Here is a 23,417-nt window from a genome sequence, read left to right on the forward strand (position 1 = left end):
TAGAGTTCATTGTGTCCGGCTGCGAGTGAAAGCAGCCGTAATCGTCTAACGTCATTTCCCTCGTAGCCTTTCTTCTCAACGAAAGGATTAGTAATCATGAGTGATATTGACATCTCACAGCCTTCACACTCAACACGACAATATCAGACGGGCATTTTATACGCTTTGATCGGCACAGCGTTGTTTTCTATTAAATCGGTATTGATCAAATTGGCTTATGCAGCTGGCGGTGATGCTACTGCGATTATGAGTTTGCGAGCGATCAGTTCACTCCCATTTTATGTATTGATTTTTCTGTGGCTTGCTCGTAAGTCTGAAGTCAGAGTCAAAGTGCGTTGTTATAGCTGGCAGGCCATTTTAGTTGGTATTTTAGGATATTACTTTGCGACGGCATTCGATATCTCGGCATTACACTATATATCCGCTCAGTTGGAGCGCCTGCTTATTTTTCTATACCCAACGTTTGTCGTATTTCTAAGTTGGATTTTTCTTAAAGAGCGGCCAACAAGAGTCATTTTGAGCTCAATCGTTATCGGCTACGTGGGAGTTTCACTTATTATGGCTCACGATATTCAATTGCAAGGCGATAAAGTTTGGCTTGGCGCTGGATTAGCCCTACTTTCAGCATTTGTGTTTGCGACCTATCTAATTTTAAGTAAATCGATAATTACCAAAATGGGGAGTGATCTTTTCACCAGTATCGGCATGAGCAGTGCAGCAGTGGTGATTATGGTGCAGTATTATTTTCACGGAATACCATTTGATCAAATGTCTTCCAAGCTCATTTGGATTGGTATTGCGACCGGTATATTTTGTACTGTTTTACCGTCCTATTTTATGGCGGCAGCGATGGCGAGATTATCGCCATCAATTATGGGACTCTCGGGTAATATTGGTCCTGTTACCACCACGCTGTTTGCCATTATTATTTTAAATGAGCAGTTTACAGTGTATCACTTCATTGGAATGTCACTCGTTATTTGGTCCGTTGTTCGCTTGAAAAGAAAAAAACGCTAGAACTAAAAATGGAAGCGTGATGCTTCCATTTATTTTATCCGGCGATACCGCCTTGAGTTAGCTGTTCAGGGTTGAGCAATTTTTCTAGCTCTGAACGTGATAGGTCCGTTTCTTCTTCGGCAACATCAATAATTGCTCTTTGTTCTTTATATGCTTTCTTGGCTATTTCGGCGGCTTTTAGATATCCGATAACCGGATTTAATGCCGTTACGAGTATCGGGTTTTTAGCGAGAGCCTCGTTAAGGTTATCTTCACGCACAGTGAAGGTCGCAATGGCTTTATCGGCTAATGACGTTGCACTATTGGTAAGTAATTCGATACTTTCCAATACGTTGTGGGCAATGACGGGTAACATGACGTTTAACTGGAAATTGCCCGCCTGACCTGCAACGGTTATCGTTGCATCATTCCCTATGACTTGTGCACTTGCCATGGCAACGGCTTCGGGAATCACCGGATTAACTTTACCTGGCATAATTGAGGAGCCTGGCTGGAGAGCCTGAAGTTCAATCTCGCCTAGTCCTGCAAGAGGACCTGAGTTCATCCATCGTAGATCATTGGCGATTTTCATCAGAGCAACGGCCGCTGTCTTGAGTTGGCCAGAGAGTGACACAATCGTGTCCTGACTGCTTAGACTAAAGAAAAAATTATCACTTGAAGTGAATGTCAGATGTGTTTCCTGAGAAAGCGTATCCGCAAACGCCGCAGAAAAACGTGGGTCTGCGTTGATTCCTGTCCCGACAGCGGTACCACCTTGGGCGAGGGCTTTGACCGGCTCAATGCTGTGTTGAATATTGTTGAGAGCATTGTCTATTTGTGCCTGCCAGCCACTGAGCTCTTGAGCCATGGTGATCGGCATTGCATCCATTAGATGTGTACGTCCGGTTTTTACCACTTTTGTGAGTTGTTTTTGTTTTTCATGCAGGCCCTTACTCAGATATTTGAGTGCAGGAAGTAGGCGTTTTTCAACTTCATAAGCACAGCTGACCTGAATCGCAGTGGGAATGACATCGTTACTGCTTTGTCCCATATTGACGTGGTCATTTGGGCTAACCGGACTTCCCAGAACTTGAGAGGCAAGCGTCGCAATCACTTCGTTTGCGTTCATATTGCTGCTAGTGCCTGAACCAGTTTGAAACACATCGATAGGAAATTGTGCTAAATGTTTACCATCAATAATTTCTTGAGCAGCTTGGCATATCGCATCTGCAATATCACCTTCAAGTAAACCAAGGTTGGAATTGGTTATCGCGGCAGCATGTTTGATTTGGGCTAAGGCATGGATAAGAGCTTCTGGCATCTTATGTTTACTGATTGAGAAATTATTTACTGCTCTTTGGGTTTGTGCCTGATATAGAGCACTTTCTGGGACTTGCACCTCACCCATGCTGTCTCTTTCGATTCGGAACGTGTTTTTCATGATATTCACCTATCGAGTTAAATAAGTTAATGATAATTATTATCATTAACTTATTTTGTGATCCAGTCGACTATGTATAACATCTCTGTCTGCAATATCTAGAGGCAGACCATCAGCTTCCCTTTATTTTCTCCGGTAAAGAATAGGTTGAGACCTGTAATCGCCGACTCGAGACCTTGAAGTTTATGAGCTCGATACTTTATTTTACCGCTCATGACATAAGGCGTCAGTTTGGCTAAAAGCGCCTCTATTTCGCCAAAGTGATCTGGCATCGTAAACCCTTGGATAGACAATCGCTTTTTAATTACAGGAATCCAGTTGGGACCTGGTCGTGGTGATTCGGCCTGATAATCTGCGATCATGCCGCAAACAACAACGCGACCATGAGCATTCATTCTATCTATGATTAAATTCTGAATAGGCCCGCCAGTATTTTCAAAAAAGAGATCAATTCCATTTGGTGAGGCTTTTTCAAGATCGGATTTCAGCGTTGTTGAGTGATAGTTGATTGCAGCGTCAAACCCTAGCTCATTGGTGATCCATTGTGCTTTCTCTTCGCTCCCAACAACTCCGATTACTTTTAAGCCGTCCGCTTTGGCTAACTGACCGACCAGTGAGCCCACTGAGCCAGCGGCTCCTGTGACAATGAGTGTTTCTCCTGACTTAGGGTGACCGACATTAAATAGACCTTGTGTGGCTGTTAATCCTGGCAATGCAAATATAGATAATGCCATTTCTCGGTCAGTCTGAGGTGGCAGTTTTGTCACACCTTGTCCATCACTGGTTGCGTATTCAGTCCAACCAAACATACCCATGACGCAGTCACCAGATTGGAAATCGCTATGTTTTGATTCTGTAACAGTCGCAATAGAAAGTCCGCGCATACGACTATTTAACGGTACTGGTGGAATATAGCTATTTTCATCAGGCATCATCCAGCCCAACATTGCAGGGTCTAATGACAGGTGGGTGGGTTTAACGGCAAATTCACCTTCCTGAAGTGGGGCGGGCGAGAACTGTTGGACATGAAAGAGATGCGAACCAATATCGCGAGAATTTTCTGGACGTTTTACGAGTAGGATTTCTTTTGGGGAAGCCATAAGTGATTCCAGTATCATTGATTTAGAGAGATGTTAACTATGACAAAAAATGCATTAGAGCGTGTTATAGAATTAAAAAATTATTGTTTATGCTGAAGCAGAACTCATCCTTAAATGAGTCCTGATCAATTCGGATTGATTAAGCAACTTCATGGCCTTTGGACGCCGTCCAAATACGAAACCACTGTTCGCGGGTGAGGCTATGAGTCAAAGCATCGACAGCTTCTTTGGTCCGTTCTATTTTCCCACTGCCTAAAATTGGCAAGGGTTGAGAAGGAAGTGTTCGAAGCCACGCATAAATCACTTGTTCAATGGACTTAGTCCCAATTTCTTTTTGAATTGCCTTTAATTCCTTGCGAACAGCTGAAGCCTGAGGAGATGATTCTGATGACAGTCTTCCACCTGCAAGGCAAGACCAAGCCATGGGTCTAATCTGGATTTGCTGCATTTGATCGAGCGTACCATCTTCCAATGTAGTCATATTCAGAGGATTAATCTCAACCTGATTGGTAAGTAAAGGCTTATGTAATCTCGACTGTAAAAGATCAAACTGACGAGGAGTAAAATTCGATACGCCAAAGTGTTTCACTTTTCCCACTTTATGAAGTTGTTTAAAGGCTTCAGCGACTTCGTCTGCATCCATTAATGGATCGGGGCGGTGTATAAGTAGAAGATCGATTTCTTCTACTCCCAATGCTTCAAGTGAGTTATGTACGGACTGATAGATGTGAGAAGCGCTAGTATCGTAGTACTTTATCTTGTGCTCGGGACGTTGAGGGCTGACAAGTTTGATATCGCATTTAGTCACTATCTGAATTTGTGAGCGTAACGAGGGGTCAATAGCAAGTGCTTCCCCAAATAACTTTTCACTACGATAATCACCGTATATATCGGCATGATCGACTGTCGTTATGCCTAACTCGATATGCTGCTTTAGAAAAGTGAGCCTCTCCTGTGCTGACATATTCCACCCATCGAGTCTCCAGTAACCCTGAACAATTTCAGAGAACTCCATACCTTGCTGAGCCATTAAAACTTTATCAACCACGGGATTACCTCTACGAACAATGCTGTTGAATTTATGAAGTTAAGTATAGCGGAATCAGTAACTCATATTAATAAATTTGACACTCTAGGAGCGTTGCTTTCTTTTCGTTATGAATACGAAACCAGCTATTATTCAGTTTTATGTGTTTATATGCATTGTTATGAAGTAAAACAAACTAAATATTTAATTGATGGTGCTTATTCAGTATAATCCGCCGCCTATCTGAACTAATGATGGATGAAATTTCTGCATAATCTTAATTTTAAGATATTTTGCAACACAACAATAACATTCAAATTACGACAAATACTTTTAACTAATCAGATAGTTAACGATTCTATATTTTAAGGAGACCAAATGGAGTTTTTAGAGTCCTTTTTTGGAGTGATAGGAGATCTGACTTGGGGTTGGGCACTCGTTCCATTCCTAGTTATATTCGGACTATTCTTCACGATTGTAACGGATTTCGTTCAATTTAGATTCTTTAAACGCATGTTCAGCGTTTTATTTCAAAAAAATCAGACAGGTGATAAAGACTCAATCTCAGGTAGAGAAGCGCTATTGCTTTCTGTTGGTGGTCGAGTAGGCGGTGGTAATATCGCTGGTGTTGCTGTTGCGATCACTTTAGGTGGTCCTGGTGCTGTATTCTGGATGTGGGCTATCGCTCTTGTCGGTATGGCGACCAGTCTTGTGGAATGTTCTCTTGCCCAGCTATTTAAGCGTAAAGATGGTGAAACGTTCCGTGGCGGTGCTGCTCGCTCTATTATTCACGGACTAGGTGAAGATTATCGCTGGCTAGCTTCTCTTTATGCGGTTTGCTTAATTGCTTCGTTCGCCTTAGGCTTTAACGCCTTCCAAGGTAATACTGTAGCAGGTGCAGCACAAGATAGTCTTGGCATTGATCGTATTTATACAGGCGTTTTTCTTGCCGTGATCGTAGGTTTTATCATCTACGGTGGTATTAAACGTATTGCCAAAACAGCGGATATTGTTGTTCCTGTTATGGCCGTTGGTTATGTTGCAATTGCGCTAGTGATCATCGTTATGAATATTGGCGATATCCCAGCTGTTATCACAAGTATCTTTAAGAATGCCTTTGGTTTTGAAGAGGCGGTTAGTGGTGGCATGGGTGCTGCGTTAGCTCAAGGCTTACGTCGTGGTTTATTCTCAAATGAAGCGGGTTTAGGTTCTGCGCCAAACGTAGCTGCAACGGCTGACGTACCACATCCAGTAACTCAAGGTATCACTCAGTCACTATCAGTATTTATTGATACTATGGTGGTTTGTAGCTGTACAGCGTTCGTTATCTTACTTGGTAAGGTATATGTACCTGGAGCTGAAGGTATTGATGGCGTTGTATTGACTCAACAATCGTTGGTTTCCCACCTTGGTGAGTGGTCTCAATATTACCTAACTGCAGCCATTTTATTGTTCTCATTTAGTTCAGTTGTTTACAACTACTACCTTGGTGAAAATGCACTTACCTTTATGACTTCAAGCAAATCGGCAGTTCACGCTCTGCGTATCGCTGTTGTTCTTATCGTGTTTGCTGGTGCAGCAGCTCCAGGTGCTACCTCTGTTTTCTTCTTCTCTGATCCATTGATGGGTATCTTGGCAATTGTTAACTTGCTTGCGTTGATCATGCTTTTCCCTACAGCAATGAGATTGCTAAGGGATTACCGCAAACAGTTGAAACAGGGTGTTGACGAGCCTGTGTTTGATCCAGATAAATTTAAAGATTTGGATATTGATAGAACAGCTTGGACTAAGAAGTAAGTTGTTTTTACTATTTGTCGGAATGAAAAAAGCCAGCATCAATGCTGGCTTTTTCTTTTTCCGATTCTTTAATTGGTTTTAACTTCTTTATTTAAGTTATATAGCTGAGCTAAATCACCTTTGATTGGTTCACCATTATTATCGAGTTTTGTAATTTGATTCTCGCTAACAGAATACTCGACAGGTGTGTCACCTTTATCATTTTGCAGTGTCACGATTGTGCCACTTTTATCCCAAGTAAACGATCCTTTAGAGTCGATCTGACCGTCTTTTTTGCCCAAGTAATTTTCTTCCAGAGTATAAGTCTCATCAGAATTTAATGTAAGGGTAGTCTCAATACCGTCACAGTCTGCACATGGTAGAGTTCCTTTGTAGGTACCTTGCCATTCTATATTGTCTTTTGCCGCTGGAATCGCTTTCGCTGTTGCGTCTGTTTCAGGAGCAACTGGAGTATCTTCAGATGTGGCTGGAACTTGTGAGATACCTTCAGTTACATCACCGTTCATAGCATCGGCCGCTGTTGGCGCTTCACCTGCAACGTCTGCTGATGGTTGAGCTGGCGCGTCATTCTGTGCTGCTGTTTTATCTGAGTTGTCACAGCCAGTAAGAGCAAGAGCCAGGGTTAGGGCACTAAGAGTAAAGATAGTTTTTTTCATGTTAAGTCCTTCTCTGTATCCGAGTGGATTCTATTGATTTTCGATGTGAATAATTATCGTGTGAGTGATTGTCAGGAGAGTCATATAGATGTCATTATTCAATTAGATGCGGTAAGAGGACTGTAAGCTTTTGGTTAGAAAATTTAATAATCGCCTTATTTACAATGTAAATTTTTACGCGATATTGATAAAACAAAAAATATCAATATAAAACAATGAATTAAAGGGTGTCGAATGACACCCTGGTTAAGTGAAGAAGTTCTATGCGATAAACATTTGGCCCAGTAGATAACCTATGCAGCAAGCACCAATAACACCAATCAGGCCAACTGACATAAATGAATGGTTAAAGTACCACTTACCAATTTTAGTTGTACCTGACGTATCAAAGTTTACAGTCGCGATGTCTGAGGGGTAATTTGGTATAAAGAAATAACCATACACTGCTGGCATAATTCCTATCAAAAGTGCTGGATCTAAACCCAACCCTAAACCTACAGGTAACATCATTCGAGCGGTTGCTGCCTGAGAATTTACCACGACAGAAACAATAAATAGGGCCAGAGCAAAGGTCCATGGATACTCGGTCACCATGCCAATTATGCCGGAACGAAACTCGGGTAAGGCGTATTTAAAATAGGTATCGGACATCCATGCGATACCAAATATGGCAATAGCTGCGACCATCCCTGACTTGAAGACAACGCCTTCTGGAACTTTTCTCGGCTCTGTTTTTGTGGCAAGCAGAATCAAGCCGCCAAACGCCAGCATCATCATCTGAATAATGACTGACATCGCAATGGGTTTTTCACCCACGGGAATAGTTCGAATCTCGGGTAACATTGCGACAACAACGATGGTTAACAATGCCAGAAGGAAAATAAGAACGGCGTTTTTGGCTGAAGAAGGGAGCTGTTCATCAAGCGATGTAGCCGTGGTAGATAAGATTTTTTCTTTCCAGACGGGATCTTGTAACCGACGTTGATACTCAGGATCATCCTCGAGCTCTTTCCCTCTCCGAAGGCTATAGAGTGCCATCAGTAGAGTCCCAAATAGGGTAGAAGGAATTGTCACTAGGAGAATCGATACCAAATTGATATCCGCTTGGATATTGGATAATTGAGCAAGATAATAAACAACTGCTGCTGATATTGGAGAGGCTGTGATCGCCAACTGTGAAGCAACGGAAGAGGCTGCCATCGGTCTTTCGGGTCTAATACCATTCTTTAACGCTACGTCACCAATGATAGGCATAATGGAGTATACCGCATGTCCGGTACCGAGCATGAACGTCATGGTGAACGTAACAAACGGTGCAATCAACGTAACATTCTTAGGATTTTTTCTTAAAATTCGCTCAGCCACCTGGAGCATGTACTTCAGACCTCCTGCAGCTTCTAGTACAGAAGCACAGGTGACAACTGCCAAAATAATAAGCATGACCGTAATCGGTGGTGACGTGGGCGGCATTCTGAAAATAAAGACTTCGATAACCAAGCCGATGCCTGACACCACGCCTAGTCCGATACCCCCGTAACGGGAGCCCATATAGAGCATGATTAGTAGGAAGATAAATTCAAGATATAACATATTGTTACCCTCGCATATTGTTTGAATCGAGGGTGACACATTGACTATATCAATAAAGTTAGTGTGGTCATATTTACTGAAATTGCGTTGAGTAATGCACCAAAATAGTCGAATCGATCAAACTATCTAGTGCACTACATTAGATGGTTGGTACTAGATATAAAATAACGCTACTGCAACCACTGAGAAGCAGGATATTTTTATCTTTTTATACCAAATTTTCTTATCACTGTTGGCGCTGAGTTTCAGTGCCATATAACTTAAAAACACACCCCATACTCCGCGAGTGGATTGAGCGACGTTAGCTTCAACAACACCACTCATAGCAAACCCTGTCACGAGTAATACTGCCGCTATTATCCATGTAATAGCCGCCCACTTCATATTGTAAACACCACTTAAAGGCACCTTAAATACAGGAACAAAAGGAAGTAAGCACACCGCACAGAACAGATAATTTAGGGTAACACTCACAATAGTTCGTTCTAAACCAGAAACGCCCTCAAGTTGAAGTGTATATGCCGTAATCCCCAAGTCTGAAAAGCCATAACAAATGCTGGCACCGATAATCAGTAAGGCTGGTTTCACGTCCAGTTTGCCAGACATGGTCGACATGCTGTATGCCAGATAAACAATCAGACCCATGGATGCCCACTGCTGGATTGATAAGTGCTTATCAAACAATATGAGACTCACGATCGCTAGTGTAGGAACTTTTAATACAAGAAGTGGTGAGGCGACAGAAGTATCGCTGACTCGTATAGCGACAATCAGTAGGAGTTGACCGATAATATAAGGCACGTTCGCTTGTACTAATAGCCAAATGTCTTCTATCTGAAAATACTTCCAGTAGTCAAAAGCGAGCAGTGGAATGAGCAAAATAATGCCCATCGCAAGGTGAGTCGCAATGATAATTTGTTTCGAATTGTATTGGTGTCCACGCTGGGATATTTGAGTTACGAAGTAATTGAGCGCCTGAAAAAAAGCGCCAACAAGACTTGCGATGATTCCTATCATTTCGGTGACCTAAACGTTCTAAATGTTGTGTTAAAAGGTCGAAAGCTCGGTGACATCCTTGACGACCCGTGATGATGAAAATAGATTTTAAAACATTTATTTCATTTTTTATTTGATTGGAAAGTGTATTTTGAGGAGATTATATGCTGAATTTATAACTTTTCTCTGTATTCATACCAAAATGGAAAGGGTTTCAATCACAGTTTCGTTACCGATAAACACAGAGCTACCTAATTAGAAGTAAAGCAATCAATTTTGGGGCCGATATATATTGCTATATAACTTTCTGATAAAACTGTTATTAATTTTTACGTCTTACAACCGGTTATCTATACTTACTTCGGTTACGTCCATAAAAATAAAAATTTAACAAAAACAATTACAACATTTTTCTTGATACGAAAATAGGATAGCAATATGCGCTTAACACTTAAATTTAAAGTCGTGTTATCAATGGTGGTCGCTATCATTGTTACCGCGCTAACACTGGTTCTGGTCAGCTACCAATCGTTTGAAAAGGATAGCTGGAGAGCGATTTATAGTGAGACTGAGAACTCACTGGATGCTCACGTTTCTGGGATCAGTGACTGGTTCCACGACAAGCAGCTTGCTCTCGAGGGGGTAAAAGATGAGCTGGAGAAAAGTCGTGACATCGATATGGTTCCTCATTTAAGGCAGTTGATGAAATCGGGTGGTTTTGGACTGAGTTATTATGGTAATGAACAAGGTGAAATGTTCCGTCAGGATCCATCGTTAAATAAAGCGGGATACGACCCTCGAGTACGTGGATGGTATAAGCTTGCAATGCAAGAAGGCAAAGCCGTCACAACAGATCCCTATGTGAGTGCGACAATGCAAGTTTTAGTTGTAACCCTCGCCGATCCAGTCAAAGTTGACGGAAAAATTGTGGGTGTCGTCGGCTCAAACCTTGCTTTGGATAAGTTGACTAAAGACGTTCTATCGATTCAGGTTCCAGGGAAAGGTTACGCATTTTTAGTGAACGAAAAAGGCAGTATCGTCGCTCACCCGAACAAAGATTATGTGTTGAAACCACTTAGTGAAGCGGATCCTAATCTTTCTCTTAATGACCTTATTTCATCGTCTAAAAACAAGACTCCTGTTGAATCCTATATCGATGGCAAAGATAAGATTTTAGTCGCAAAAGCCATAGCACATACCGACTGGATGCTGGTGATGGTATTGGACAAAGCGACGCTGCAAGCACCTATCAACGCGATGTTGATAAAGCAGCTATCTCTGGCTTTAGTTATCTTGGCAGTGATGGCATTCCTTGGGTCAATCGTTGTATCGAAACAGCTCAAAGGATTAACCCAGATTACCCAGGCGTTAACTGATATTGCGGACGGTGATGGTGATTTAACTCAGAGAATTGACGTATCAAGTAAAGATGAGGTAGGCATTCTAGCGGCGAAATTTAATGAGTTCGTCGGAAGTTTGCACACAATGATTTCGAAAGTTAAAGATGTAACAACATCGATTAACAGTAAAGCCGATCAATCTGCAAATGCTGCTACTCAACGTAGCGATAGAGTGAGGCAGCAACAGGATGAGATCACTATGGTGGCGACTGCTGTTACTGAGATGGCTTCTGCTACTGCTGAGATTGCAAACAACGCCGAAAATACGGCTAAAAGCGCCAATCAGTCTGTGGCTCTGGGAAATCAAGGTTACGAACAGATGCAGAAAAGTATGGGTTCCATTAACCAGCTAGCGTCTAAACTGGAAAGCTCTGCTCAAATTATCAAAGATCTAGAGTCTCACACCAATGAGATTTCGACCATCCTATCTACGATTACGGCGATAGCTGAGCAAACCAACCTTTTGGCTCTCAACGCCGCAATCGAAGCCGCTCGAGCTGGTGAGCAGGGTAGAGGCTTTGCGGTTGTTGCTGATGAGGTTCGTGTTCTTTCACAGAGAACTCACCAGTCTACAGAAGAGATTCATTCTAAGATTGAAGGTCTGCAAAAAGTGACTGGAAGCGCTGTGAGCACAATGACGGAAAGTCATGGACTCGTAAATTCAAGCGTGAGTGACTTTACTGAGACGAGTGCTCGTCTACAGGAAATGAGCCAAGCGATTTCTCTGATTAGTGATATGGCTACTCAGATTGCCGCCGCCGCCGAAGAGCAATCTTTGGTAACGGCTGATATCAACGGTAATACCGAGTCAGTCAGAGAACTCAGTGATGGGTTAGCTAATGAGGCAATCCAAGGGGTTGAACAGGCGCATGAGTTGAGGGACTTAGTCAGTCGTCTGGAAAAAGAAATATCTCGCTTTAAACTGTAAAACTAACTTCAAAGGGCTCATCTAGAGCCCTTTGGTTTAGTTTATCTCGATATGAGTCGGTTTGCTGGGCTGATTTTTTAGTTTGGGGACGATAACTTCTAAAACTCCGTCTTGAAACTCAGCGTAAATCTCACCGAGATCCACATTGTCACTCAGGGTAAAGCTACGGACCATTTTCCCCTGAAATCTTTCCTGATGAATAATCTTATCGTCTTTTTTATGCTCGACACTTTTGGCTGTAATCGCCTCTATTGTCAGAACCCCATTATTACAACTTACCGAAATGTCCTCTTTTGCCACACCAGGTAGATCCGCAATGATTTGAAATGCGGTTTCTTTCTCTACGACATCCACACGAGGAGAAAAGGAATCGTGTTCAAAGCCAGTGCGAATTGAGGGGAGCGCTTGATCAAATAGTCGGTAAAGATCAGACCATGATTCACGTGGTACTAAGCTCATAATATCCTCCTTTTTCACTGTCTAACGTGCATTTTTAGTGTAGGTCGTATGGGCAGAATTTCCTTGGGATTATGAGCAAAAGTTGATGGTTCTCAGAATAAAATACAGAAAAGGCCAATCATACTGATTGGCCTTTGAACGATATTTTTTTTCTACTATGCCGCAGGTTTGGCATTTTTAGGAGTAAGAAGGTAAGAAGCGATGAAGCCAATAGCGAAGGCAATCGCTAAACCAATGATATAGTTCATAATTGATTCATTACGAACAATAGCCAGACCCGGAATGCCCGTTAAACCTACCGACGTCATGCCCACTTTTGTCCATACAACATAAGCACCACCGATTGCACCACCAATCAGACCGCCGATAAATGGCTTCATATAGCGAAGGTTCACACCGAATATTGCTGGCTCGGTAATACCCAGCATAGCGGATACAGCCGAAGGAAGTGCCAATGCTGTGACCTTTTTATCTTTTTTCTTAAACATCACCGCCATGCACGCACCGCCTTGAGCGATATTTGCCATTGACCAAATTGGCAGTAGGAAGTTAACTGCAATATCAGGGTTGCCCAATAAGCCTAACTCAATCGCATGGAAACTTTGATGGATACCGGTAATGACAATCATTGAATATGTACCACCGAACACAAGACCCGCTAGTGGACCAGCATACGTGTAGAGGTACATTAAGCCATGAGAAATACCATCACCCAATAGACGACCAAATGGACCGATAGCTACGATTGAAACAAATCCAGTCACAATCAGAACGATAAATGGGCTTAGAATAATATCTAATGCATTAGGCACAATTTTACGTGTCGCTTTCTCAACTTTACACATAAACCATACGGCAATAAGCATTGGGAATACGGTACCCTGATAACCAACCAGGCCAACTTCAAATCCGAAGACTTCTGTTGTTGGGTAGCCATGTCCAATAGACCATGCATTCATTAAGGCGGGGTGCGTTAGTATTCCGCCCAAAGTAGCCCCGAGTATCGGTGTCCCACCAAAGACCTTAGCGCCAACAAAACCGATTAATATAGGCAAAATAATAAAGGCTGAGCTCGATACCATATCAAGAAGGTGATACCAGAAGTTATTCGTATCGATGACACCGTTGGTTTTTAGATAACCCAAAATACCCATGCATAGTCCGCTGGCTACAATTGCGGGGATAATAGGAACAAAGATGTTAGACAGTGTTCTGGCTACGGATTGTAAAGGGTTACTTTTCGCCCCGATTGTTGCTACGTCGGCAGTTGATGCTTCGTTGATACCTGCTTCTTTGATAAATTCAGCAAATACTCGGTTCACAATACCGGTGCCGATAATGACCTGGTATTGGCCGCTGTTGGTGAATACACCTTTAACTAGGTCGAGTTCTTCAATCGCTTTGGAATCTGCAGCTGCAGTGTCGTGGAGCACTAAACGTAAGCGTGTTGCACAATGTGCCGCACTTGCGACGTTCTCTGCTCCTCCAATAAATTTCAGTATTTGTTGGGCCGTTTTCTTTTCGGACATCTTTCTTTACCTCTAAACTACCATCTTTTGTGATAGTCCTGATCGCGACTATTGAATTTTTAATGAATTACCAGCTCATAAGCTTGCAAAGCGAATTTTCGTAACGAACCCAATTTCCATTTTTTTACGTATTCATTTTGGCCTAATTTAGATTCCAAAATATTTTGGGAACGTTTGCAGAAAAGGATTCTTGTTAAAAAATCAGTATTGGTCAAAATGATTGACTAGAATTTGTGAGTTAGATCTCCTAACTATCAAAGTTGTGAATCAAAAATAACGTTAGAATCACGCTAGTGAAGTAATAAATCGGTATCGATTCCGAAAGCTAATGATCCAAAGGTAAGTGAATGGCAAGTTTGCACGATGTCGCAAAATTAGCGGGAGTTTCAAAATCGACCGTCTCTCGAGTTGTTAATGATGAGTATGGTGTTAAAGAAGCTACTAAAATCAAGGTATTAGAAGCAGTTAAGCAATGTGGTTATGTTGTTAACCAGGTTGCAAAAGATCTGAAAAGTCAACGGACTAATTTAGTTGGTGTCGTTGTTCCCAGGATGTCATCTCATGCAACAGCGCAGGGGGTTGATGGACTGACTCGTGCACTCGAGTTAGCAGGAAAACATGTTTTATTGGCTAACAGCCATCAAAATCATGATAAAGAAGTTGAGTATATTCAGATTTTTAATCAAAAAAGAGTGGAAGGCATTATATTCTATGCCACTCACCTCGATCAGATGTTAGTCACTGCTATCGCTCATTCCAGTGTCCCGGTTGTTTTAGTGGGTCAGGACGGATCACTATTTGATATCCCGAGTGTCATTCATGACGATTTTAGAGTTGGCTTTGAAGCGGGACAAAGATTGATCAAAGCCGGTTGCAAGCGAATAGGGTTCCTTGGTGTGCAACAAGACGATATCGCTGTTGATGAGCAGCGCTCATCAGGCTTAGTACGTGCACTTACCTCGCAAAATCTTTCTTTAGAGTTTCACGCTCACAGTGATTTCTCGATTGAATCCGGGTATCGACTCACCAAACAATACTTAGCGGATTATCCTGATACTGACGGGATATTTTGTGCAACGGACCGACTTGGTGTCGGTGCTATCAATGCGTTACGAGAACTGAATATTAACGTGGGTGTCGACGTAAAGTTACTTGGTGTGGGGAATGATGAATTATCTTTAATCAGTCACCCTCAGTTATCAACGTTCTCTTATGCCTTTGAAAAAGCGGGAGAAAATGCTGCATCAATGTTACTCGAACGTATCGAAGGTAGAGGACATGAGATGAGCAAATTAGTTCTGACATTTAAGAATATCGATAGACAAACATGCTGATCATAGTGTGCATTGGCTCACATTCTTTTTGTCTAACATAGTTCAATTGTGAATTACTCTTGCGGTTCTGCTTAAATTTGATTAGTTTTGCAAACGTTCCCAAAAAATTAGCTAGGATTAAAAGTAGATGCTTTTTCATGAATTTATTCGTCTTGCCGGAGGTGTCAAAAACGTTCTGCGTGTGCTCCTTCCCCACAATCAAGTCGCATTATGCATTAACGACGTGACTCTGGTAAGTAACGACCTTCCATTGGGAGTAACACTTGAGAAAGTTTTGGATGAAACTCATTTGGTTTCATCTGGCTCGGTTGAGCCAACTCCTGTTGACCTACTGAATCTCGGTAAGGAAATCGATACGAATTTAAGAGAAAAAGCATCTCTTTGTTTTAAACAGAAGGCATCAGCATATCGCCCGGGTTGGCACGTTTCACCGCCACAAGGGCTTTTAAACGATCCGAATGGTTTTATTTTCCATCAGGGAAAATATTATTTGTGTTTTCAATGGTACCCGTTTGAGTGCATTCACAAGGACAAGTACTGGGTGCAGATGTCGAGTGATGACCTAATTAACTGGAATAGGGAGTCTATTGCTTTGACGCCGTCAGACTGGTTCGACAGTCATGGTGTCTATTCTGGTCATGCAGTTTCTCGTGAAGACGGAATCATGGTTTTTTATACGGGTAATACACGTATTGGGGATGACCGCATTCGTCAAACAACCCAGTGTGCTGCAATAACCAAAGATGGTAAACATTACGATAAATTAGGTCCGCTGATTCCCCAAATTCCACTTGGCGTGACAGAGCATATTCGAGATCCAAAAGTAATTTTCCATGAGGATAAATGGTGGATGTTCCTTGGTGCACAAACCACTGACCTCAAAGGGCGTTTAGCCATTTATACATCGTCTGACTTGCTAGAGTGGGATTACAAAGGCTTATTCGGTCAAGAACTCGGTGATTATGGTTACATGTGGGAATGTCCTGATGTTTTCAAACTCGATGGACAGTATTACTTGGCCTTTTCTCCTCAAGGGATCGAGCCAGATAGTTCTTATAATACGTTACCTCATCAGAATCGAATTGCGCCTATAGAATTTACCAATAAAGGTGGCATCACTATCGGTCAGCCTGTGACTTTGGATTATGGTTTCGATTTCTATGCATTTCAGAGTACCGAAACATCGGATAGTCGCAGAGTAATGATTGGTTGGATGGGATTACCCGATGAAGTAAATCAGCCAAGCTGTGATGATGGATGGATTCATCAGTTTTCGTTACCGCGTGTTCTTTGCATGGAAAATGGGATATTGAAACAACAACCGTGTGTAGAGTTAGAACGTCTACGTGGTGAGAAAATTGATTTTCCGTGTATTGCTGGAACTCATGAACTAAAAACAAAGCAGTTTGACCTCTCGTTAAAGCTTAAAGCTGGTGGTGAAATTCAGCTCTTTGCAGACGATACGTTCCACACAACGTTGCGTTATGAGCCTGATGAACACCGCCTAGTATGGGAACGTGCTAATACAGAATTGAGAGAGAGTGATACTACGCGTGAAGCACCCGCTGCCGGTGATTGGGTTGAATTACGTATTTTGGCGGATAACTCTTCTTTAGAGATTTTTATTAACGATGGTGAAGCCGTGATGACAGGCCGAGTTTTCACTCCAGCAACTGCCACACGGCTCATCCTGGACAACCAGGTGATAGATGTATCGGGCTACTATCTTTCTGATAGTCAGCTTCCATTTGCAAATCAGTAATACGTCCGTCTAGCAAGGTGAAGTGATATCTTCACCTTGCATTACTTCTTAATCTTTTAGTAGTTCAATTAACTCAGATCTAGAAGGAAGCGCCGTCATCGCGCCTTTCTTTGTTGTTGCCAAACCGCCGCAAGTATTACCCCAAAGAACGGCTTCTCGAATCGTACTGTCATTTTTCCAGTCGTTATCTTGAGACAATCTTGCAAGTACACCACCAACAAATGCATCGCCAGCTCCTGTTGTATCAATAGGAGATACCTTTTTTGCAGCCACGGTAAACGATTCGCCATTAAACGTGACCAAAGTACCTTCGGCTCCAAGGGTAACTAAAATTAGTGGAATATTGAGTGTTTGTAACTTCTCGATACCTTCTTCAATCGTTGCTGTTGAGGTTAATAGTGTAAGTTCTTCTTCTGAAAACTTAACAACATCCGCAAGTTTAACGGCATCCATGACAACATGAGTAAGTTCGGCTGGATTGGTCCAGACTTCTTCTCTTAAATTGGGGTCGAAACTGACGAAACCACCATTTTTACGAATCTCTCTCATAGCAGAAAAAGTAGCATTTCTGCTTGGGTTATTGGCTAGTGCAATTGAGCAACAATGTAGCCACTCCCCCTCTTGAAGAGGAGCGATATTATCAAAATTAAAAAACTGATCTGCGCTGGGTTTAACCATAAATGTGAAACTTCTTTCACCTTCATCATCTAAATCGACAACTACAGTAGATGTTCGTTGATCGTTATCTAACACGAAGTAATCGACGTTGACTTTTTCATCGCAGAGTGTTGCTTTTAGAAATCTGCCCAATGGATCATTACCCGCTTTACCCATGAAATGAGCTGCGCCATTCAGGCGAGAAATAGCGACAGCAACATTTGCTGGAGCACCACCCGGGCATTTTAAATAACTACTTTCCCCATCTGGGATGAGATCAACGACTGCATCCCCCGTTAACCATACTTTATTCATACTCTATCTCCTCTGATTTGCGAAGATAATTATAACTTTAAATGGCTAATATCTCGATATATAAAGGGGATAAGTAGAGGGAAATGTAAATTTATATAGTATTTATCTAATAATTGATTTGTAAATAGAATTATTAGTACTTTATGTCTTAGTATTTATGCAATTTTAACGAAGAGAGTGAGAATGTGTGTGGTTTTTAAGCAGATATTCCGTATGGAATATCTGCGAGGGATTTAAGCTGCGGCAATGTAAACACGCTTGGTTTTTTTCATGGTACTTAATTGATTGATGAATTGGTCAATATCAAGTTCAATACCAAACTGGCGTTTTAAGTTGGCAAGATAAATTGCATCTTCACACATTGCTTTCGAAGGCTCATCACTTATTTTGGCTACCGGTCTTCCATTACATTCCGTCAGCTTGATCACCATAGATAGCGGTCGGTATTGTGTTCCTTTTTCATTTTCCCAATCACCGAGATCATTGGTTAAGAAGGTACCGATACCAAAGGATATATTCGCTCTGCCTTTAAAATATTCGCATATCTTCAACGATTGCTCGAAATTCAGGCTATCTGAAAAAACAAATACCTTCGACAGGGGATTGATACCAAGTTGTTTATAGTGATTGATGAGTTTATCACCCCAGGTAAAAGGGCAACCCGAATCATGTCTAACACCATCATATGCTTTAGCAAGATGCATATTAAAATCTTGTAGAAAAGCATCGATTGTCAGGGTATCTGTTGGTGCTATCGATAGTTGACCACCAAATGCCTTAAGCCATTGTTCCAAAGCGACTTTTTGTGAGTCTCTAGGGTTGACTAATGCTTGATGTCCCATAAACCATTCATGCGCAATAGTGCCAATCGGAGTCATATTAAATTGGCGTGCAAAGTGAGTATTACTCGTACCAACCATCAATTCAGGAATTTGTGAGTTTAGATAGCCAATAACAGCCTCTTGAGCTGCTACAGAAAAACGTCTTCTCGTTCCCATCTCTGTAAGACGAAAATTGGTAATGTCACGTTCTTTTAAAGTCGCCTTAAGCTGATTTATCTTCTTATCCAGCACATTCACGATATTATCGAGATTCACTTCTGGCCAGCGAAGACGATTTCTTACTTCTGATACAATCGACATAATAATCGTCTCGTACAAGATGGTATCTTTCCACGCACCTTCTATGCCGATACGCAGTTGGCGTTTATTATCTTGCTCTATAATCCCTATTTCGACTTGTTGCTTTGGCGAAAATCGAAAGTACCTGAGCGAGTGTAGAAACGCGTTCGTTAAGTGCGGTGAACTAGAGCGTAAGTACTGAATATCGTCTTCTGAAAATTTAAGAAATTCTAATTTATTGATTTCACTGCTTATGTCCGGCAGTAGATCACTAATATCTTCATCAGATCTAACGATCAGTTCATATCTGACCAAAGTATCCGGATAAAGACTGTGTATCGCTTGCATCATGTTGATTTTGTAGGCATCAAGATCAAGCATGCTTTTTACAATTACGTCTGAATATAACGACGATGTCATAGCGTGTACCTTTTGGCTTATGACCAATTAATAACAATATGTTCCTAACTTGGATAAAAACATAATTGAGCTGTGCAATTTTGTCAAATCAATGTTGAGAGAAATGACATATAAAACGGTTTTTTGACTTGGATATTTGAAAATTTACTTCAGTTTAGAAAGGAAATTATGGAGGAACAACATTTTTAGTTAATAACTAACTGTTACTAATTCTTGACGTGATGAAATGAGTTTATTTAGAATACTGAGCATCTTTTAAGGAGATAATACTAGTTATGATAGTCACGATCGATATGATGTGTTTGCGTCTTACGTGCTCAGGCGTGGAAACATTATTAATCAAACGACGGAACCCTCAACGGCCAGATTGCGGCAAGTGGGCGATTCCAGGAGGGATTGTATTTGATGAAGATCTGACTGCGCAAGGTGGAGAACCCGCCGATATCGACTTTGAATCAGCGAGAAAAAGAATTTGTCGCCAGAAAATTCATACCTATCCGAACTTCATTAGTGATCCGCTAGTGGATGGTAATCCTAAACGCGACCCTGATGGTTGGAGTGTGAGTATTTCTCATTATGCACTACTCAATTCCGAAAACGTCGATCAGATTGAAAACGCTGGTATGGATACCGATCGACAGAAGTGGGTACACTTACAAAACATTTTAGATGAGAAAGTTGAATTAGCATTTGACCACGTCGCCCAGGTCCAGCATGCATGGAGTAAATTACGCGCCGCGGTTGAGTATACTTCGGTGGTTTTGTTTTTCCTCGATAAAGAGTTTCTGGTATCCGATATTATCGAAGCTTATGAGAAATTCGGGGTTGAAGTGAATCGGATGACGATCAAACGACGCCTTATTGATTCTGGCGTTATTGTTAGTGCTAATAAAATCGCAGCATCGAGCAGAGGTAAGGGAGGAAAACCCGCTACAGTCTATCGCTTAGCCTGCAGCGATGTATCCTATTTTCAAACCTGTTTAAGAGGCTAGCTCCGTTGGGAGATGGATTTTACCTTCCAAGTATAAACATCCGTAGCCACTTACATACACTCTGTCATTTTCTACTAGACATGTGAGCTCTCCACCGCGCTTAGATGCCTGAAATGCCTCCAAATGGTCTTTACCCAATATTTCCGCCCAATAAGGTGCCAGTCCTGCGTGGACAGATCCTGTAACCGGATCTTCTCTACCACCATTCGCTGGCCAAAAATAACGAGAAACAAAGTCATAGTCCGTATCTGTTGATGTTACAACAACATCATAGGGATACAGGGATTTGAGTTTTTCTTCATCGTATGTCACTGAAACAACGTCTTCTCGCTTAGTATAAACGGCAAAATAGGCCTGTTCATTACGCAATATCTTATCAGGTTGAATAGACAGTCCGTCTTTAAGTGCTGGTGGTATGTCGACGTATTGCGGTTTACGATTTGGAAACGACATTTGGATCTTTCCATCGTGTTCTTGAGAGATAAAAAGTGAGCCGACGGACATAGTTACAAATTCGATTGTTCCTTTTAAACCAAACTGCTCGAATAGTACGAATGAAGACGCTAGAGTTGCATGACCACAAAAATCAATTTCGGTAAGTGGGGAGAACCAGCGGATAGCGTATTGGTTGGGAGCCAATTCTTTTATAAAGGCTGTTTCAGATAAGTTATTTTCTTGGGCAATCGCCAACATGGTTTCATGAGTGAACCAATCATCCAGAGCAATAACAGCAGCTTGATTCCCTTTTAATGGAGCTGAGGTAAAAGCATCCACAATGTATATGTCTAACGTCACTTAGGTTACTCCTTATTCATGGGTCTAGTTTGAAGCGAATTTTCAGCCGGATAAGGAATCAAATCAGAAACGACTTCACTGCAAAGCTGTCGAAGCCATTTACCACCAATATCATCGTTCATTCTTTTGGGCCAGCATAAATAATATCGCGTATCCGGAATATCAAAAGGGAGATCCTTGATTGTAATATTAAATTGTTGCTGAAATTTGTTAGCGAGCAGGCGGCTTGAACTTAAGAGCAGATGAGTTTTTCCAACTACCGCAAGTGCAGCGAGAAAGTGGGGCGTTCTAAAAGTAAAACGTCGTTGGTTCGCACGCTCTCCTAAGTATTCATCTCCGAACACTTTAGGTGAACTGCCGAGGTTGACTAACGCATGGTTGTAGGTGAGGTAATCATCAAGAGTGATCTCATCTTTATGAGCCAGAGGGTGTTGATTAGACATGATACAGCAAAAGCGTTCCTTACCCAGAAGACGACGTTCAAAGCTATTTGGAAGTTGAATATAGTCACTACCTAGTACGGCATCTACGTTGTGCTCAGATGAGTGAATCAGACTGGTTTCCGTCACTGTACTGGTTTCTAGTGAGGCATTGGGTGCCAACGTGTAAAATCGCTCAGCTATGGTTGGGACGTATGCCTGAGCTTGATAATGGGTAGTTTGAAGGCGGAATGAGCGTTCGCTGGTGAGGGGATCAAACACCCGGTCGCAGGTCATCTCGGTGATCTGTTCGAGCATTTGTCTTACAGGAGCTTCCAATGCAAGTGCCTTAGGCGTCGGTTGAATACCGTGTGAGGTTCTGACAAAAAGTGGATCACCGAACGCATCTCGGAGCTTTTGTAATAAGCGACTCATAGCGGACTGACTCAAGAACATCCTTCGCGCTGCTAAACTTACGCTTCTCTCTTCCAGCAGACAAAGCAGACCAAACAAAGTTTTTAAATCGATTTGTTGTAGTTCTCTGATAAGCATGATTGATATCCAGAATACACATAACACTTAGTAGTATTATGCATTGGATGTTATTTGAATTGAATGAGATGATGAATATATTCACTAAGTTGCAATTAATTTAGAGGCTCCAGTGGCAGGTTCGATGCGCTTTTTTATTTATGGGTTGGCTTTTAGCTGTACTACGGTTTTATTCTGGGGGCTTATTCCTATTGCCCTTAAAGTTTCCGGCGGATTTGCTGATCCCATTACTTTAACTTGGCTTCGTTTTGCTGTTTCAGGTGTAATTGTTCTCGGATGGCAAAGAGTGCATGGACGACTCCATGAATTTCGACACTTATCTAAACAGGAATGGTTTCGATTAGGTTTAGCTGGCGTTTTTTTAATTATTAATTACACCTGCTTTGCTTGGGGGGTTACCTACTTAAGACCTGAAGCGGCTCAACTTGGTATGCAAGTCGCCCCTTTGTTTCTTGCGTTAGGAGGTATGTTTTTTCTGCGAGAGAAGATAGCACCTCTACAATGGGTATGTTTTACGCTTCTTCTAGTCGGTCTGATGGTGTTTTTCCACCCTGTATTTAATCGTGATTACCAGGGCAATCTGGATCAGCTGATGACAGGATTTATGATTATTTTGGTATCAGCGATTTGTTGGAGTGCGTATGCATTGGCTCAGAAGTCGCTTTTCGCCAAACTCGACTCGTCTAATATTCTCTTGGGAATTTATCTCTTTGCTACTGTTGTCATGCTACCTGCAACTCATCCTTCTCAGCTGTTGACTATGAATATGACGGAGGTCTGGATTGCGTTATTTTGTTGCCTCAATACGGTCATTGCGTACGGATCATTTGCTCAAGCACTTCGCTATTGGGAAACGGTGCAGGTTAGTGCTGTTATCACGTTAACCCCGGTTATGGCCTTTATTTTAACCGAACTATGCGTCGCCTTTGGCTGGTGGAGCGACATTATCACACCTTCTCATGCTGACACTCTCAGTTTGATGGGTATGGCTTTGGTTATCTTGTCAGCAATAGGAATTCAGGTGGTGAGTGTTATGGTTATTCGAAGAGAAAAACGGAGAATAGAGGTTCAATCCGCGATTTAAATGTTAACAACTGCTCCATGGGTTGATTCATTTACCCATGGGCAGTT

At 41.9% G+C, this 23,417-nt stretch carries 19 protein-coding genes; 7 read left to right on the forward strand and 12 right to left on the reverse strand.

Going from position 1 to position 23,417, the window contains the following annotated elements; all coding sequences use genetic code 11:
- Positions 1–96 precede the first annotated feature (96 nt).
- Positions 97–1,017 (forward strand): DMT family transporter, encoded by a 921-nt coding sequence (locus tag EES38_RS03430; protein WP_124935756.1) that lies wholly within the window; start codon positions 97–99, stop codon positions 1,015–1,017.
- A gap of 34 nt (positions 1,018–1,051) precedes the next feature.
- On the opposite strand, the gene EES38_RS03435 is transcribed toward EES38_RS03430, so the two are convergent.
- The 3 genes from EES38_RS03435 to EES38_RS03445 form a co-directional block, all read right to left on the reverse strand.
- On the reverse strand, positions 1,052–2,437 hold the full coding sequence (locus tag EES38_RS03435) for a class II fumarate hydratase (protein ID WP_124935757.1): 1,386 nt from the start codon (positions 2,435–2,437) through the stop codon (positions 1,052–1,054).
- Between the two features lie 98 nt (positions 2,438–2,535).
- Positions 2,536–3,537, reverse strand: a complete 1,002-nt coding sequence (locus EES38_RS03440) for an NADP-dependent oxidoreductase (protein WP_124935758.1) — start codon at positions 3,535–3,537, stop codon at positions 2,536–2,538.
- A 139-nt stretch (positions 3,538–3,676) separates the two neighbouring features.
- The gene (locus EES38_RS03445) at positions 3,677–4,585 is read right to left on the reverse strand and encodes an aldo/keto reductase (protein WP_124935759.1); all 909 of its coding nucleotides are present in this window, start codon (positions 4,583–4,585) and stop codon (positions 3,677–3,679) included.
- 357 nt (positions 4,586–4,942) lie between these two features.
- Here EES38_RS03445 and EES38_RS03450 point away from each other — a divergent pair, with 357 nt between their 5' ends.
- Positions 4,943–6,361, forward strand: a complete 1,419-nt coding sequence (locus EES38_RS03450) for an alanine/glycine:cation symporter family protein (protein WP_124935760.1) — start codon at positions 4,943–4,945, stop codon at positions 6,359–6,361.
- 68 nt (positions 6,362–6,429) lie between these two features.
- Here the strand turns inward: EES38_RS03450 and EES38_RS03455 are convergent, their stop codons facing one another.
- The 3 genes from EES38_RS03455 to EES38_RS03465 form a co-directional block, all read right to left on the reverse strand.
- Positions 6,430–7,017 carry a copper resistance protein NlpE gene (locus EES38_RS03455; protein ID WP_124935761.1) on the reverse strand — a complete coding sequence of 196 codons (588 nt, stop codon included), beginning with the start codon at positions 7,015–7,017 and terminating at the stop codon, positions 6,430–6,432.
- Between the two features lie 261 nt (positions 7,018–7,278).
- A complete protein-coding gene (locus EES38_RS03460) occupies positions 7,279–8,607 on the reverse strand; it encodes an anaerobic C4-dicarboxylate transporter (RefSeq protein ID WP_124935762.1) in 1,329 nt (442 codons plus the stop codon).
- A 153-nt stretch (positions 8,608–8,760) separates the two neighbouring features.
- Positions 8,761–9,624, reverse strand: a complete 864-nt coding sequence (locus EES38_RS03465) for an EamA family transporter (protein ID WP_124935763.1) — start codon at positions 9,622–9,624, stop codon at positions 8,761–8,763.
- 417 nt (positions 9,625–10,041) lie between these two features.
- Here EES38_RS03465 and EES38_RS03470 point away from each other — a divergent pair, with 417 nt between their 5' ends.
- Positions 10,042–11,931, forward strand: coding sequence for a methyl-accepting chemotaxis protein (locus tag EES38_RS03470; protein WP_124935764.1), 1,890 nt, complete (start codon positions 10,042–10,044; stop codon positions 11,929–11,931).
- 36 nt (positions 11,932–11,967) lie between these two features.
- On the opposite strand, the gene EES38_RS03475 is transcribed toward EES38_RS03470, so the two are convergent.
- On the reverse strand, positions 11,968–12,390 hold the full coding sequence (locus EES38_RS03475; protein WP_124935765.1) for an Hsp20/alpha crystallin family protein: 423 nt from the start codon (positions 12,388–12,390) through the stop codon (positions 11,968–11,970).
- A 155-nt stretch (positions 12,391–12,545) separates the two neighbouring features.
- Positions 12,546–13,919, reverse strand: coding sequence for a sucrose-specific PTS transporter subunit IIBC (locus EES38_RS03480; RefSeq protein WP_124935766.1), 1,374 nt, complete (start codon positions 13,917–13,919; stop codon positions 12,546–12,548).
- A gap of 347 nt (positions 13,920–14,266) precedes the next feature.
- Here EES38_RS03480 and EES38_RS03485 point away from each other — a divergent pair, with 347 nt between their 5' ends.
- Entirely contained in the window at positions 14,267–15,253 is a 987-nt protein-coding gene (locus EES38_RS03485; RefSeq protein WP_124935767.1) for a LacI family DNA-binding transcriptional regulator, read from the forward strand.
- 127 nt (positions 15,254–15,380) lie between these two features.
- Positions 15,381–17,015 (forward strand): glycoside hydrolase family 32 protein, encoded by a 1,635-nt coding sequence (locus EES38_RS03490; protein WP_124935768.1) that lies wholly within the window; start codon positions 15,381–15,383, stop codon positions 17,013–17,015.
- A gap of 48 nt (positions 17,016–17,063) precedes the next feature.
- On the opposite strand, the gene cscK is transcribed toward EES38_RS03490, so the two are convergent.
- Together cscK and pncB are read right to left on the reverse strand one after the other, a co-directional pair.
- Positions 17,064–17,987 carry a fructokinase gene (cscK, locus tag EES38_RS03495; protein WP_124935769.1) on the reverse strand — a complete coding sequence of 308 codons (924 nt, stop codon included), beginning with the start codon at positions 17,985–17,987 and terminating at the stop codon, positions 17,064–17,066.
- Between the two features lie 233 nt (positions 17,988–18,220).
- Complete coding sequence (gene pncB, locus EES38_RS03500; RefSeq protein WP_124935770.1) at positions 18,221–19,528, reverse strand: nicotinate phosphoribosyltransferase; 1,308 nt, start codon at positions 19,526–19,528, stop codon at positions 18,221–18,223.
- A gap of 275 nt (positions 19,529–19,803) precedes the next feature.
- Between pncB and EES38_RS03505 the strand changes: the two genes are divergently transcribed.
- Entirely contained in the window at positions 19,804–20,520 is a 717-nt protein-coding gene (locus EES38_RS03505; protein WP_124935771.1) for an NUDIX hydrolase, read from the forward strand.
- On the opposite strand, the gene EES38_RS03510 is transcribed toward EES38_RS03505, so the two are convergent.
- Both EES38_RS03510 and EES38_RS03515 read right to left on the reverse strand, forming a co-directional pair.
- Entirely contained in the window at positions 20,509–21,315 is an 807-nt protein-coding gene (locus tag EES38_RS03510; protein ID WP_124935772.1) for a PhzF family phenazine biosynthesis protein, read from the reverse strand. The two genes, EES38_RS03505 and EES38_RS03510, sit on opposite strands and share 12 nt — an antisense overlap.
- A gap of 5 nt (positions 21,316–21,320) precedes the next feature.
- Positions 21,321–22,286, reverse strand: coding sequence for a LysR family transcriptional regulator (locus EES38_RS03515; protein ID WP_124935773.1), 966 nt, complete (start codon positions 22,284–22,286; stop codon positions 21,321–21,323).
- Positions 22,287–22,398: 112 nt separating this feature from the next.
- Here EES38_RS03515 and EES38_RS03520 point away from each other — a divergent pair, with 112 nt between their 5' ends.
- On the forward strand, positions 22,399–23,370 hold the full coding sequence (locus EES38_RS03520; RefSeq protein WP_124935774.1) for a DMT family transporter: 972 nt from the start codon (positions 22,399–22,401) through the stop codon (positions 23,368–23,370).
- Positions 23,371–23,417 lie beyond the last annotated feature (47 nt).

Origin of the sequence: Vibrio viridaestus, assembly GCF_003856525.1 — a bacterium.
In the GTDB taxonomy this organism is placed as follows: Bacteria; Pseudomonadota; Gammaproteobacteria; order Enterobacterales; family Vibrionaceae; genus Vibrio; species Vibrio viridaestus.